This is a genomic window from Escherichia sp. E10V10, assembly GCF_004211985.1.
Classification (GTDB): domain Bacteria; phylum Pseudomonadota; class Gammaproteobacteria; order Enterobacterales; family Enterobacteriaceae; genus Escherichia.
The window spans coordinates 1-14,133 of the sequence record NZ_RHJO01000006.1; the positions used below are offsets into that span (position 1 = coordinate 1).

Below are 14,133 nucleotides of genomic sequence, written 5' to 3' on the forward strand. Positions count from 1 at the left end.
AGTTTTTGTTGACCACTACAGTAATAGTAAGAAGTTGCCACATGAACAGGCAGCGTGTGGAAAGGCTAATGCTGGCTGTTCGCATTGTCTGCATCAGTTGAGGTAGCTGATCCGGTCGAATGCTGGGCATGTTCTTTTTCTGAGGCTTCTCGAAGGCTTTACCGATATTAACGCTGGGAACAGCATCAATAAGCCCTGTGTTTTGGGCGTAGATCATGACCTCATTAATGCGTTGGCACAGGCGACGAACGGTTTCCAGTGCTCCTCTGGCCTGAACTGGTTGGACGGCCTGAACCAGTGTGTGAGCTTTAATATCTGTAACGCTAACGTCGCCAATTGCAGGGAAGACATCTCTTTCAAGAGAGCGCCAGATATCATCGGCATAGTCCTCTGTCACGCTGGCTTTCTTCACATTCCACCATCGTTCAGCCACGAGCTGGAAAGTATTGGTTTTAGCTTCAAGCGAACTGCGAAGTTGTTCTTGCTGATGTTCCTGTGGATCGATTTGTTTCGCCAGGAGAGAGCGTGACTCTGCCCGATAGTTTCTGGCATCGGCAAGGGTAACTGACGGGTAGGGGCCTATGCTCTTCTTTGCTCGTTTCTTGGTGACAGGACGAATGTAGCGAAACTGCCAGATTTTACTCCCGCTGGATTTGATGAGTAGCTCAAGGCCATCGCCATCATAGAGAGCGTAGTCCGCTTCTTTGGGTTTAGCAGATTCGATTTCCTTAACGGAGAGAGGTTTGGTTTGTCTTGCCATTGCCGGGTTTCCATAGTTTTAGGCACCTCGAAAACAATAAAGCTTTACGAGGTGCCTAACAAGGTGCCTAAAAGGTTCGGATTTAATTAGTTGGCATCAGACTTTGCGGGACAAATTCGAGGTACAAAAAAGCCCGCAGGGCTTACGCCGTGCGGGCTCTTAGGACTTCATCGGATGACTCTGGTAATCACCGATGGAGAATTTTGGTGAAGCTGGCGGGAGTTGAACCCGCGTCCGAAATTCCTACATACCATTTTTACTATAGCAAAAACAGTAGTTTGCATTTAAAAACAGTGCGTTATTGTTATGTAGTGTTTGTCCATTTTACTAATTTTTAATGCGCTGCCGCCAAAGTGCCGCCAACTTCGTTAGGAACTAGAGTTAGTGCTTCAGAAACGTAATCAGCCCATTCCTGCGAAGAAAATGCTTGTAAAGAATAGGCGTGTTTTCTGAATTTAAACCTCAACTTACCAACATATAAGTAATTATAAATGTTGTCGTAATGTGGTATATCTTCATTATATATCAAACGAATTAGTTTTCTTGATAGAAGATATGATATTTCTAAAATATCGGCGAATACTTGTTCTTCAAGTGTAAATGTTTTTAATTGATACCCATCATATTTTATCAAACAGTATACATGAGATATGGGGGATGTACATATCAGGTCTAATAACGAGGCTGTATTATATGACAAAGTGTTAAGTCGAATCATGTAACTTAATGGATTATATTCATCTATAGAGTGTTGAACCGACAGAGTATTATTAATTGTGTTTAAGTACTCCTTTAATTGCACTAAAAAATCAGGGCTTGCGGTGAAGTTAGATGTGGTCTCTATAGTTGATTTGTTGTATATTTTTGTATATAAAAGATATGGGTTGGAAATTTTAATTTCATCTGCTGTAAACAAAGTGATATTTGGTTCGCCATTGAATTTAATGAGGTTTCCATCTGAGCCTCTCGCGCTTTGAAGATTGTAGGCGAATATTTCCTTTGTTTTCTCAATAAAGTTTTTCTCATGTGCTAAATATCTATCGACTGCATTTTTCGTTTCAGCGGTGTTGATCTGAGCTTCGGTTTGTATAGTGCGATGTATATTGTTGACGATCGAAGCCAAAGGAACTGCACTAGCTAGCAATAGTAGAGGGAATTTGCTTATTTCGTAAAATCTTGAATAGCCATGTGCGGAGAGTACTGGTTCTTTTCCCCACCATGTGAAAAAACCAAAATAGATAAAGGAAAATAAAGGTGTTAAAACTGAAATCCAAAATAATTTCTGACGAAATAAATTTCTTTTATCAAGCATGTACCATTTTTTTACTATTGTAATAAATACTAATAAAACGATTGCTGCAATATAAATCACTGTATAACAAGTATCACTTAACATGATTTTCACTCAATATAATTTAAAGGATTCTTAGTTACTGCATCTTCTAAGTGTTCTGGTGAAAAATGAGAATAGATCATCGTCATTTTTATATCGGCATGGCCCAGAATATCGCGCAGCACCAGTATGTTTCCGCCATTCATCATAAAATGGCTGGCGAATGTATGACGTAGCACGTGAGTGCATTGGCCCTCTGGCAGCTCGATGCCAGCTCGCTTTACTGCTCGTTCAAAGGCTTTTCTGCACGGGGTGAATAGCTTCCCTCTGTTCTTGGGGAGTTCGTCATACAGATCTTGAGATATCGGCACGGTGCGGTTTTTCTTACCCTTCGTCTTGGTATAAGTGATGCGGTATTTAGATAACTGATGGCCCTGCAGGTTTTCGGCTTCACTCCAGCGTGCGCCGGTGGCCAGGCATATTTTTGCAATCAAAAGCAGACTGGGGTTTTGAGAATCAGCGCAGGCATCTAGCAGACGTTTAATTTCTTCCGAGGTCAGGAACGCCAGTTCCCCCTCAGCGATTTTAAATGTTGGCAGCCCGGCGAGAGGATTTGGTGCTGACCAGTGGCCTAGTTTTTTCAATGTGCCGAAAACCGATGATAGGTTACGTTGCTCAAGATTCACCGTGCGTGGTTTTACTGGCGACATTAGTGTGCCGTCTTCGTTACGAACGTCACCTTTTAACCGTGCTTCGCGGTATTTCGTAAAGTCACCGGCTGTCAGTTCTGAGGCGATGGGGTCGCCTAGACCATTACAGATAATTCTAAGTTTCGCCATGAGGCGCTTGGGGTCTGCGAGTGTCTGACCATACAGGGAATACCAAAGCTCAATTAATTCTGATAGGCGTCGCCGATCATCCTTTTCACCCAACCACGGTTTTTTATTCACTTCTTCCATTGTGAAGCTTTCAAAAGCAATGGCTTCGCCTTTCGTAGCAAATTGCTTACGCACGCGCTTACCATTGCGTCCATTGGGATAGCACTCACACAACCATTTTCCGTTCGGCTGTTTTCTGATGGTCATATCAAAGGCTCTTAATGATTTTCAGTGCGCGGCCTACTACCTCAATGTCATCTAGGCCACACTCAAACGATGAATCATCCTGATGTACTACTAATTTGTTTCCCGGGAGTCGAGTCAATTTAACAATGCTTTTTATCCCGTCGATATCGACTAACCACATACCATTTACTGGTGGTGTTTGGTTGCGATCTATTAAATAAGAATCACCAGAAGTAGTCACCAGCAGTAGGTTGCTTGAGTCTGAGGGGAGTATGCTGCTATCAATGATTGCTTTTCCAGCATCGATCAATAAACCACCGTTGAGAGTCGCCTTGTCAATTTCAGGAGATACTAGTTCAGAAAGAGGTATAACCTTGCTGGAGTTCACGGAATTGATATTTTTTTGGGGTTCAATGTTTGAACCTGGCTCCCCCTGTCCGGTGGTTAGCCACAGTAAAGAAACTCCTGTTTCCAAGGCGCACTGAATCACCCACTCTGCAGGAAAACTATCTCTTAAGTATCTGTTTGCCATGGTGCTTTTTGATGCGCCTAAGTGATCGCAAAGTTGCTGTCTGGACTTGAAATCATAGGCTGCCATTAGTCTATGGATAGCCTCTCTTCCCCCTGTATTCTCTCCAACCTTTACATGTATCATTTTTTAATCCTGTTGACGTATCAAATATTGGATCGTAGTATCTCGATGTATCAAATATTGAATCAAGTAAAACGAGATAAAACGACGTAAACCAAACCTTAATCGGGAGATACTGCACTATGAGCACTGATATTTCAATTCGTGTACCAAAAGAGATGGCTACGCCTGCAGAGTTCGCGGAATGGGAAGGTATCTCCCGCGGCTCCGTGTATCAAAAAATTCACCATGGTCAGCTTGCTAAATACATGGTCAAGAAAGAAAAAAACAAAGGCCGCGTAAGCCTGCGTTATTTAATGTACAAAACCGATCAGGTCCGTGAATCCCTCGGTCATTCCAACTTCCGCGTCATTGTTGGTAAGTAAGTTCAATTATGAGAACTTTCTAAGGGGGTAGCATGTTTGATTATAAGATTTCCAAACACCCGCATTTTGATGAAGCCTGTAGAGCTTTTGCACTTCGTCACAATATGGCGAAGCTGGCAGAACGTGCAGGAATGAATGTCCAGACTCTGCGAAACAAACTCAACCCAGATCAACCGCATCAGCTCAATGCGCCAGAAATCTGGCTGCTTACCGATCTGACTGAAGATTCAACGCTGATAGATGGTTTTCTGGCACAGATTCACTGCCTGCCATGTGTACCGATTAATGAGGTAGCAAAAGAGAAACTGCCGCATTACGTCATGAGTGCAACCGCAGAGATCGGGCGTGTTGCTGCAGGTGCGGTATCTGGCGATGTAAAAACCAGTGCCGGTCGTCGTGATGCCATCAGCAGCATTAATTCTGTAACACGACTGATGGCGCTGGCGGCTGTTTCATTGCAGGCCCGTTTACAGGCTAACCCTGCGATGGCGAGTGCAGTTGATACTGTGACTGGCCTCGGTGCTTCATTCGGTTTGCTGTGAGGTGCTTATGCTGACGAAAGAACCATCATTTGCGTCGCTGCTGGTAAAACAAAGTCCGGCAATGTACTACGGTCACGGCTGGATCACGGGTGAGGATGGAAAACGCTGGCATCCATGTCATTCACAAGATGAATTGCTGTCTGAATTGACCACGAGGAAACGGAGAAAGTCCAAATGTATGCGGCAGAAAGTGAAGTGGTTTATCAGTTTCGTTACAGAGGGGAGAGTTATTCAGTACCTGAAGATGATTTGCTCTGTTGCTATCCGTCATTGTCGGGCGATGGCAGTTACTTTTTCACGTTAAAGGATGGGACGTTTTTACGGGGAGAGCAGGTTAAAGAGACGATACGAAAAAATGTATCTCCTCTTGAGCGTTACCGTAAGAACAAAGAACGATAGCTGCGTTTGGGGGATATGAAGTATGGCAATTAATGGCGCTGCAGCAACTGTTCCATTAAGCCCCGGTGAACGCCTGAATGGACTTAATCACATTGCGGAGTTAAGGGCGAAAGTTTTTGGCATGAATATTGAGTCAGAGCTTGAGCGGTTTATTAAAGATATGCGTGATCCACGGGATATTAATAGCGAACAAAATAAACGGGCACTGGCTGCCATATTCTTTATGGCAAAAATTCCAGCTGAACGTCATAGCATCAGCATTAATGAGCTGACCACTGACGAAAAGCGGGAGTTGATTAAAGCAATGAATCATTTTCGTGCAGTGGTGAGCTTATTTCCCAGACGGCTAACCATGCCGAATTAACCAACTAATGAAATTCATGGCGTAAACCCGCCGGGCATCCCTTTATCTAAATTCAGGAGAATTGACAATGCGTAATATTGAAACCCGCGCCACTAAAACCGGACCGGATGATGCAGGGCTTAATCTTTTACTGACAGAGGCTCGTCTGGAAGAACGCCGGGCAAGGGCTGAAGCAATGGCTGCCCGCCTTGATAGTCTTGCGTGTCATATCACATCCCGCCAGCTAAACCACGTCGAAGCGGCAGAACTGCTGCGTGTGACCGCTGAAGCAATCCAGAACGAAGCGCAGGAGATCCACTAATGGCTGATGCAATGGATCTCGTACAGCAGCGCGTTGAAGAAGAACGCCAGCGCCATATCCGTGCTGCCCGTGCCAAAACGCCGGGCGTGTCCCGCGTGCTTTGCGTTGAGTGTGAAGCGCCAATTCCGCCAGCACGCCGCCGTGCCATTCCGGGTGTGCAGCTTTGCATTACCTGTCAGGAAATCGCAGAGCTGAAAGGCAAACATTACAACGGAGGTGCTGTATGAGCACCATCCTGAAATGGGCGGGAAATAAAACCGCCATAATGTCCGAACTGAAAAAGCATCTTCCTGCTGGCCCGCGACTGGTTGAACCTTTCGCGGGTTCCTGTGCAGTGATGATGGAGACGGATTACCCCAGCTATCTTGTTGCGGATATTAATCCTGATTTAATCAACCTCTATAAAAAGGTTGCTGCTGATTGTGAGGCGTTTATATCTCGTGCCAGAGCTTTATTTGAGGAAGCAAACAGGGAGGTGGCTTATTACAACATAAGGCAGGAGTTTAATTACTCCACTGAAATTACTGATTTCATGAAAGCGGTATATTTCCTGTATCTCAATCGTCACGGTTACCGTGGTTTATGTCGCTATAACAAGAGCGGGCATTTCAACATTCCCTACGGTAATTATAAAAATCCGTATTTCCCTGAAAAAGAAATTCGCGCATTTGCAGAAAAGGCCCAGCGAGCAACGTTTATCTGCGCCAGCTTTGATGAAACGCTGGCGATGTTGAAGGCGGGGGATGTGGTGTATTGCGATCCGCCGTATGACGGTACGTTTTCCGGCTATCACACTGACGGCTTCACTGAAGATGACCAGTATCACCTGGCATCTGTTCTTGAACATCGGTCATCAGAAGGACATCCGGTCATTGTTTCTAACAGTGACACATCCCTGATCCGTTCGCTGTATCGCAATTTTACTCACCACTACATCAAGGCAAAACGCAGCATCGGTGTGGCAGCTGGCGAGGGTAAATCAGCAACAGAAATCATTGCTGTTTCCGGGCCGCGCTGCTGGGTGGGATTTGATTATTCGCGTGGCGTGGACAGTTCTGCCGTGTACGGAGTACGTGCATGAGTCATGCCGATATGAACAACTGCTGCGGCTTTAACGAGGCTGCCGCAGCATTCTCATGGAACAGCCCGAAAAAGGCCATTAACCCTTATCTGGACCCGGCGGAAGTTGCGCCGGTTTCTGCGCTTTCAAACCTGATCACTCTGTACGCTGCCGATAACGAGCAGGAACAACTGCGCCGCGAGGCACTGAGTGATCAGGTCTGGGAGCGTTATTTCTTTAATGAATCCCGTGATCCTGTCCAGCGCGAAATGGAGCAGGATAAGCTAATTAGCCGGGCAAAGCTGGCGCATGAGCAGCAGCGTTTTAATCCGGACATGGTCATTCTGGCGGATGTCAACGCTCAGCCTTCCCATATCAGCAAGCCGCTGATGCAACGTATTAAATACTTCAGCAGCCTGGGCAGGCCAAAGGCTTATTCCCGCTATTTACGTGAGACGATTAAGCCATGTCTGGAACGACTGGAGCATGTACGCGACAGTCAGCTATCTGCATCTTTTCGCTTTATGGCAAGCCATGAAGGGCTGGACGGCCTGCTGATCCTGCCTGAAATGAGTCAGGATCAGGTGAAACGCCTGTCCACCCTGGTAGCTGCGCATATGAGTATGTGCCTTGATGCAGCTTGTGGTGATTTGTATGCCACCGATGACGTTAAGCCAGAAGAAATCCGCAAGACATGGGAAAAGGTGGCAGCGGAAACCCTGCGTCTGGATGTCATCCCACCTGCGTTTGAGCAACTCCGTCGGAAAAGAAACCGCCGTAAACCCGTGCCCTATGAACTCATTCCGGGTTCGCTGGCGCGTATGTTGTGCGCCGACTGGTGGTATCGGAAATTATGGAAGATGCGTTGCGAATGGCGGGAAGAGCAGTTGCGCGCTGTTTGCCTGGTCAGCAAAAAAGCATCTCCTTATGTCAGCTATGAAGCCGTGATGCATAAACGTGAGCAGCGCCGTAAGTCGCTGGAGTTTTTCCGTTCTCATGAACTGGTGAACGAAGACGGCGACACGCTGGACATGGAGGATGTGGTAAACGCCAGCAGCAGCAACCCTGCGCATCGCCGCAATGAGATGATGGCCTGTGTTAAAGGTCTGGAGCTTATCGCGGAAATGCGCGGTGACTGCGCCGTTTTCTACACTATCACCTGTCCGTCGCGTTTCCATTCCACGCTAAATAACGGCAGACCAAACCCGACCTGGACAAACGCGACGGTAAGACAAAGCAGCGATTATCTGGTCGGCATGTTTGCTGCATTTCGTAAGGCGATGCACAAAGCCGGGTTGCGCTGGTATGGCGTGCGGGTGGCTGAGCCGCATCATGATGGCACAGTTCACTGGCACCTGTTGTGTTTCATGCGCAAAAAAGACCGCCGTGCCATCACTGCATTACTGCGTAAGTTTGCCATCCGTGAAGACCGCGAGGAGCTGGGCAATAACACTGGGCCGCGCTTTAAGTCTGAGTTGATTAACCCGCGCAAAGGAACGCCGACAAGCTACATCGCGAAATATATCAGTAAGAACATTGACGGTCGTGGTCTGGCTGGCGAGATCAGCAAGGAAACGGGTAAATCTCTGCGTGATAACGCTGAATACGTGAATGCCTGGGCGTCTCTGCATCGTGTTCAGCAATTCCGCTTCTTTGGTATTCCGGGGCGTCAGGCTTACCGTGAACTTCGCTTGCTGGCTGGTCAGGCGGCAAGGCAACAGGGTGACAAAAAAGCAGGTGCGCCGGTACTGGATAACCCGCGTCTTGATGCCATTCTGGCTGCTGCTGATGCTGGTTGTTTTGCCACCTACATCATGAAGCAGGGCGGCGTACTGGTACCCCGTAAATATCACCTCATCAGAACCGCTTATGAAATCAACGAAGAGCCGACCGCCTATGGCGATCACGGCATTCGTATTTATGGCATCTGGTCACCCATTGCAGAGGGCAAGATCTGCACTCATGCAGTGAAGTGGAAAATGGTTCGTAAAGCCGTTGACGTTCAGGAGGCGGCAGCCGACCAGGGCGCTTGCGCCCCTTGGACTCGTGGCAATAACTGTCCCCTTGCTGAAAATTTGAACCAACCGGAGAAAGACAAATCAGCTGATGGGGATACCAGAACGGATATCACCCGCATGGATGACAAAGAGTTGCACGAATACCTGCACAGTATGAGCAAAAAAGAGCGCCGGGAACTGGTAGCAAGGTTACGCCTGGTTAAACCGAAACGGCGTAAAGACTACAAACAGCGAATTACAGACCATCAGCGACAACAGCTCGTCTATGAGCTGAATTCCAGAGGATTTGATGGCAGCGAGAAAGAGGTCGATTTGCTCCTTCGCGGTGGCAGTATTCCGTCAGGAGCAGGCCTGCGTATCTTCTATCGGAACCAGCGTTTGCAGGAAGATGATAAGTGGCGGAACCTGTATTAATTACGCTGATTAACAATTAATGCTCTAAATAATAAGCACAGGATAAATCCTATTGATTTTAAAAAAACTTTTTACTTTAACGATATTATTATGTACTGTATGTAAAACCAGTGGTTAAGTATACAGTATTATCTACCCACAGTGAGATAGGAGGGAAGATGCAGGATTATTTTTTAGAGTCGTTGAAACTCCAGCGAATTGATTTTTTTCTTAAGCTTGTAGTGGCCAGTGAATGTAGTGATCAGGAAAAAGAGCTTGCGCTGCTTTGGATTTCAGAACTGACGGATGAACTCATGGCAAAAATCAGAACCCACGAATATAACCGCTCAATGGATGTTGTTAACTGAGGGGTAATTTATGCGCATTGAAATAATGATCGATAAAGAGCAAAAAATTAGCCAGTCTACCCTGGACGCCCTTGAATCCGAGCTTTACCGCAATCTGCGCCCCCTGTATCCCAAAACGGTAATTCGCATCCGCAAAGGTAGCTCTAACGGTGTGGAACTGACCGGACTGAAACTGGACGAAGAAAAAAAACAAGTGATGAAAATTATGCAGCAGGTATGGGAAGACGACAGCTGGCTGCATTAAGAAACGTTGCTGGCGTCTGAACTTGCTTCTGGCGTCAGCAAGGTTGAACAATGAGCTGTACAAGGCGTTAGCCGCCCTCAATGCGGACAGATAACGAAAAGGCCGGAGAGGATTCAATTTCGTGAAGGGTTAGGCGTGGGAAGCCCCTAGCAAGCGGCAGGCTTTTTGCTATGATGGTTTCTTTTTCTCAGGAAAAAGGCAATGGACATCATTCAGTTACTTGAAGTACTGAAGCCCGCTAAAGACGTGGTAACGGTACAAATTGCGAGTCAAAAGGAGCCACTGACTCCATGGTTTGACCTCGCAAAAGCGGTTCTGCCAGCTGCGGCAACTGCTTTTGTTGCATGGCGGGCCATGAATCGTTCACACCGCCAATTTGAAATCACCTCAAAACGGCAAGCAGCTGAATTCGACAAAAATATTGCGCAGCAAACCAAAGCACTGAAAGTGCAAACTCAAATTGCTACGGAAATTGAGATAAAAAAAGAAGAATGTCGGAACGTGCGGGAATCATGTGCCCAGTATCTATCCTTAGCGCTTGAATCTAATAGGTACAAAGACGATTATAACCTTGCAATGGATTACATTCTTAAGGGTAATAACGATTTTATTGATAAGAGAAATGTAGCACATGAAAGCTACATTACATCATCGCATCGTACCCTTTCAGCAAGGTTGTTATTGATGACATACCTTAATCCTGAAACCTCACCTTCCTTCTTTGAATCAATCAAGAATGTCGATGCATTGCTGATTTCGTCAGGGCCAAACTTCGGTGGTGCCGTAGGTAAATGCCTTGCGGAATGCCGGATGTACATAGAGAAAAAACAAGCCGAAATATCTACAATCTCAACAGAATAAACGCTTACTCTGGATGGACATCATCGTCGGACAAACTGGCAAAGGGTTCACCCCTTCTCATTGCCATGATGTAGTAATACCACCGCCCGGCGATGTTGGGCGTTCAAACTCTAACCAAAAACAGTCATCATAAGCCCTTCCAAACCAATAGCCGTCGCTATATTGCTACGCCCGCTGAACAAATAATTATTCCCTGTTTGATTAAAGGCGCACAGGTGCATGTCTATGCCGCATGAATCCGCATGATCGTTTGAGGATCTTTTTAGCTCAGGCCCGCCAGGAATGGCGGGCTTTTGCTTATGTCATGCATGTGCATGAAAACCACTGCATAAAGCGGGCAGGCGTGGCGGGGATACGAGCGCGCGCAACGGGGTAAAATGGCCAAAATCCGGCACAGCCTCTGGCCCGCTGGCGGCCTCATTTAGTGGAGGGGGGAGATGTCAGGGCAAAAAGAAACGCCCCGCAGAATGCTGCTGAGGCGTTGTGAGAGTTGGTCGGTTATTGATGTTATGAGTATGTCAGCCTCGTTTGCCCTTAAGTCCTAAATCATAAGCTTCAAAACGGATCACCTCTTTATCCAGCCAGCCATTCAGCTCCTGCAGTCGCTTTTGCAGTGGCATCAGTTCATTGCGGACGAAGACACGGCTCGCTTTTTCCACATCACCAAAGCCGCCAGTGTTGTTGGGAATGATGCCCATCATTTGCGGCGGTACGCGGTGAGCCGCCATCATGTCATCGCGGCTGACGTTCTTGATGTTCAGAAATTCATCCTTCGCCGCGACTTCCGACAACGGGATAATCTGAATGCCATCTTTTTTGCCGTTAGGCGAGTACATAAACAGGTTGCGGAAGTTGCCCGGTCCTTTAGCACTTTTCATTGCCTTGCGGATGTTATTCACATCCTCCTGGTTCTGCGCGGCGTCGGTCATGTACATGATGAAGCCTGCATGACTGCCGTTAATGTAATACTTGCGGCGGAACAGCGTGGCAGACTCGTTGAGCAGGGCGGATGGAATAGCAGAAAGATAGCCGGGCAGGCCGTAGATCTCCTGATTAATGTCAGGTTCCATCAGATGAAAAATGCTGCCTTTCGTGAACTGATACGGTTGTGTGGTCATGCCATATTGCACAAACCAGTATGTTTCAAGGTCAAGCCCGCGCCGGGTGTATTTTGCCAGTGCAGGCTCCAGTGAAATAACTTCACCGAAACGGTTCGTGCGTTTCTCCAGGTAGGCGTTACCAAAAACCAGATAGTCCTGCACAAAACGGGTAAATGCCTGCTGGCTGAGAAGGCGATGTGGAATATAGGTACTGCTGATAATGTCACGCTTAACACTGATCGGGGAGCTGTGGTGCACGGCGGCGCGGAAGGTGCGCGCCAGTCCGTCAAAGCTGACGGGCGGCTCATACCAGCGATCCATCTGTACGCATTCCACATAGTCCAGCAGTTCGCGGCGGTCCAGTACAGGAATGGGATCACCAAAGCTGAAAGCCTCCGCAACGGATTTTTTAGTTTCTTCTGCAGTTACGGTTTCGCCTGGCGCGATATGTTCTTTCATCAAAAAATCTCCACAATATTGCTGGTATTGGCGGACTCGCCCTGCAGCGGTTCGTTAAACAGTGCGTGCATTGTTGCCCAGGCCAGATCGGCATGGCTGGCTTCTTCGCTGCGGCTGGCTTCATAGGTCGGGCGGTTGCCGCTGGCGGTGGTGGCGCGACGGATTGCCATAAATGACTGCGCAATGTCGGTGTGTCCGGCGTCAAACTCCAGACGACGGTGGCTGATAATGTCGTAGGCCTTGAGTACCAGGGCGTTTTTAACGTTGGGGTTGTAGACAAACTCCCGGACGGCAGGAAAGAACGCTTTCACGTTCTCGTAAACCCCGTGACCGACACCTGTCGAGTCGATGCCGATATAGGTCACGTTGTACTGTTCGGTCAGTTTTTTGATGGCGTCCGCCTGGGCGCGAAAGTCCATCCCGCGCCACTGGTGACGCTCAAGAATGCGGAACTTACCACCCGGCACGGCTGGCGGTGCCACCACCACGCATCCGGCGCTGTCGCCGTTTTGCGTACCTTTTGCCGGGTCATAACCGATCCACACTTCGCGCCAGCCAAATGGGCGCAGGGCCAGTGCATGAAAGTCGGTCCAGACTTCCCAGCTGTCCACCATGCATGCCTGCAGCTCGCTGAGCGGGAACACGGACGCGAGATCGTCCACAAACTCGCACATCAGCAGGTTCTGGTATTCGTCCGGGCTGTACTCCATGCGTAGCTGGTCGAGGTCGAACAGGTTACAGCCGCCGCGCACCGCATCTTCCACGGTGACTATCTGGCGGTACTGCCCGTCTGCGCACAGCAGGCCGGGGGCCAGATTGCTGTGGGACAGGTCGATGTCCACCTTGTCGGCTTTGTTGCGCCCACGGTTGAACAGCGCACCGGACCAGAACGGATAAGCACTATGGGTCAGGCTGGATGGCGTGGAAAAATAGGTCTGTCGCCATTTCTTGTGAATAGCCATACCGGAAGCCACTTTACGCAGCTCCTGGAATTTCGGGATCCAGAAATATTCATCCAGATACAGGTTACCGTGATAACTCTGGGCTGTGCGGGCATTGGTGCCGAGGAAGTAAAGCGTGGCCCCGTTAGGAAGCACCATCGGATCGCCTTTCAGCTCCACCTCCACTTCTTTGGCAAAGTCGATGATGTACTGTTTAAAGACGTGGGCCTGTGCCTTACTGGCGGAAAGGAAAATCTGGTTACGTCCGGTCAGCAGGGCGTCAATCAGGGCTTCACGGGCAAAGTAAAAGGTCGCGCCGATCTGGCGTGACTTCAGCAGGTTGCGGATGCGGTTGGTTTTTCCGGCTTCCCACCAGTGGCGCTGGTAGTTGAACATGGAGGAATGGAAGATTTCTTCCAGCTTCTCAATCTGTTCATCGGTGAAAACATTCTTTTCCGGCTGACGGCGTGGGCCTTTGTTGCGGTTGGCGATGTTAGGGTTTAAGTCGGCTTCGTTGCCGCCATTGTTAAACTTGCCGATCCGCGCGTGGCGCTCCGACTGGCGCGCCAGCAGGTCAATCTCTTTGAAATCTTTCCCTTCTTTGTGCTCCTTCATAATGAGCTGGCAGTAGCGTGCGGCGGTGGTGAGCTGCATCTGATCCAGCGGCCCATAGTCACCCCACTTGTCGCGTTTTTTCCAGCTGTGAACGGTTGCAACTTTCTCGCCCAGCATTTCAGCAATGCGGGCGACGCGGTATCCCTGAAAGTACAGCAGCATGGCCTGCCGACGGGGATCGAGATCTGCGGGTGTCAGTGTGGTGTTCATGGCACAAACCTACAGCCTTGAATGAAGGCTTTCCCCGCCTGCGGTTTGTGTGGTTGTCGGTACAAATACCGCGCATTGTTTCAC

The 14,133-nt window shown here is 48.3% G+C and carries 17 protein-coding genes; 11 read left to right on the forward strand and 6 right to left on the reverse strand.

All coding sequences use genetic code 11. From position 1 onward, the window contains the following. The 4 genes from D9736_RS12235 to D9736_RS12250 form a co-directional block, all read right to left on the reverse strand. On the reverse strand, positions 1 to 760 hold a 760-nt coding region (locus D9736_RS12235), incomplete at its 3' end, for an integrase domain-containing protein (protein WP_130258411.1). Between the two features lie 334 nt (positions 761 to 1,094). Beyond that, positions 1,095 to 2,156, reverse strand: coding sequence for a hypothetical protein (locus D9736_RS12240; RefSeq protein ID WP_130258412.1), 1,062 nt, complete (start codon positions 2,154 to 2,156; stop codon positions 1,095 to 1,097). A 5-nt stretch (positions 2,157 to 2,161) separates the two neighbouring features. Beyond that, the gene (locus tag D9736_RS12245) at positions 2,162 to 3,178 is read right to left on the reverse strand and encodes a site-specific integrase (RefSeq protein ID WP_000155495.1); all 1,017 of its coding nucleotides are present in this window, start codon (positions 3,176 to 3,178) and stop codon (positions 2,162 to 2,164) included. A 1-nt stretch (position 3,179) separates the two neighbouring features. After that, the gene (locus D9736_RS12250; protein ID WP_000582125.1) at positions 3,180 to 3,812 is read right to left on the reverse strand and encodes a phage repressor protein CI; all 633 of its coding nucleotides are present in this window, start codon (positions 3,810 to 3,812) and stop codon (positions 3,180 to 3,182) included. A gap of 119 nt (positions 3,813 to 3,931) precedes the next feature. Between D9736_RS12250 and D9736_RS12255 the strand changes: the two genes are divergently transcribed. The 11 genes from D9736_RS12255 (at position 3,932) to D9736_RS12305 (ending at position 10,724) form a co-directional block, all read left to right on the forward strand. Beyond that, positions 3,932 to 4,174, forward strand: a complete 243-nt coding sequence (locus tag D9736_RS12255) for a Rha family transcriptional regulator (protein WP_000102105.1) — start codon at positions 3,932 to 3,934, stop codon at positions 4,172 to 4,174. A gap of 32 nt (positions 4,175 to 4,206) precedes the next feature. Then, complete coding sequence (locus tag D9736_RS12260) at positions 4,207 to 4,716, forward strand: phage regulatory CII family protein (RefSeq protein ID WP_000460856.1); 510 nt, start codon at positions 4,207 to 4,209, stop codon at positions 4,714 to 4,716. A 7-nt stretch (positions 4,717 to 4,723) separates the two neighbouring features. Further along, complete coding sequence (locus tag D9736_RS23835; RefSeq protein WP_130258413.1) at positions 4,724 to 5,020, forward strand: phage filamentation protein Fil family protein; 297 nt, start codon at positions 4,724 to 4,726, stop codon at positions 5,018 to 5,020. Between the two features lie 117 nt (positions 5,021 to 5,137). Then, positions 5,138 to 5,479, forward strand: coding sequence for a DUF5347 domain-containing protein (locus D9736_RS12270; protein ID WP_000996720.1), 342 nt, complete (start codon positions 5,138 to 5,140; stop codon positions 5,477 to 5,479). A 67-nt stretch (positions 5,480 to 5,546) separates the two neighbouring features. Then, on the forward strand, positions 5,547 to 5,780 hold the full coding sequence (locus tag D9736_RS12275) for a DUF2732 family protein (protein WP_001244233.1): 234 nt from the start codon (positions 5,547 to 5,549) through the stop codon (positions 5,778 to 5,780). Next, positions 5,780 to 6,007: a TraR/DksA family transcriptional regulator gene (locus tag D9736_RS12280; protein WP_000752619.1), complete on the forward strand. Its 228-nt coding sequence runs from the start codon at positions 5,780 to 5,782 to the stop codon at positions 6,005 to 6,007. Before D9736_RS12275 ends, D9736_RS12280 begins: the two co-directional genes overlap by 1 nt. Further along, positions 6,004 to 6,861, forward strand: a complete 858-nt coding sequence (locus tag D9736_RS12285) for a DNA adenine methylase (RefSeq protein WP_000104145.1) — start codon at positions 6,004 to 6,006, stop codon at positions 6,859 to 6,861. The genes D9736_RS12280 and D9736_RS12285 overlap by 4 nt, the downstream gene beginning before the upstream one ends. Continuing rightward, on the forward strand, positions 6,858 to 9,272 hold the full coding sequence (locus tag D9736_RS12290; RefSeq protein WP_130258414.1) for a replication endonuclease: 2,415 nt from the start codon (positions 6,858 to 6,860) through the stop codon (positions 9,270 to 9,272). The genes D9736_RS12285 and D9736_RS12290 overlap by 4 nt, the downstream gene beginning before the upstream one ends. 158 nt (positions 9,273 to 9,430) lie before the next feature. Further along, entirely contained in the window at positions 9,431 to 9,619 is a 189-nt protein-coding gene (locus D9736_RS12295) for a hypothetical protein (protein WP_103253965.1), read from the forward strand. A gap of 10 nt (positions 9,620 to 9,629) precedes the next feature. Then, the gene (locus D9736_RS12300; protein ID WP_130238209.1) at positions 9,630 to 9,863 is read left to right on the forward strand and encodes a DinI family protein; all 234 of its coding nucleotides are present in this window, start codon (positions 9,630 to 9,632) and stop codon (positions 9,861 to 9,863) included. Between the two features lie 201 nt (positions 9,864 to 10,064). After that, the gene (locus D9736_RS12305; RefSeq protein ID WP_130258415.1) at positions 10,065 to 10,724 is read left to right on the forward strand and encodes a hypothetical protein; all 660 of its coding nucleotides are present in this window, start codon (positions 10,065 to 10,067) and stop codon (positions 10,722 to 10,724) included. 518 nt (positions 10,725 to 11,242) lie between these two features. On the opposite strand, the gene D9736_RS12310 is transcribed toward D9736_RS12305, so the two are convergent. Next, on the reverse strand, positions 11,243 to 12,283 hold the full coding sequence (locus D9736_RS12310) for a phage portal protein (RefSeq protein WP_130258416.1): 1,041 nt from the start codon (positions 12,281 to 12,283) through the stop codon (positions 11,243 to 11,245). Further along, a complete protein-coding gene (locus tag D9736_RS12315; protein ID WP_063107131.1) occupies positions 12,283 to 14,049 on the reverse strand; it encodes a terminase ATPase subunit family protein in 1,767 nt (588 codons plus the stop codon). The genes D9736_RS12310 and D9736_RS12315 overlap by 1 nt, the downstream gene beginning before the upstream one ends. Between the last annotated feature and the right edge of the window lie 84 nt (positions 14,050 to 14,133).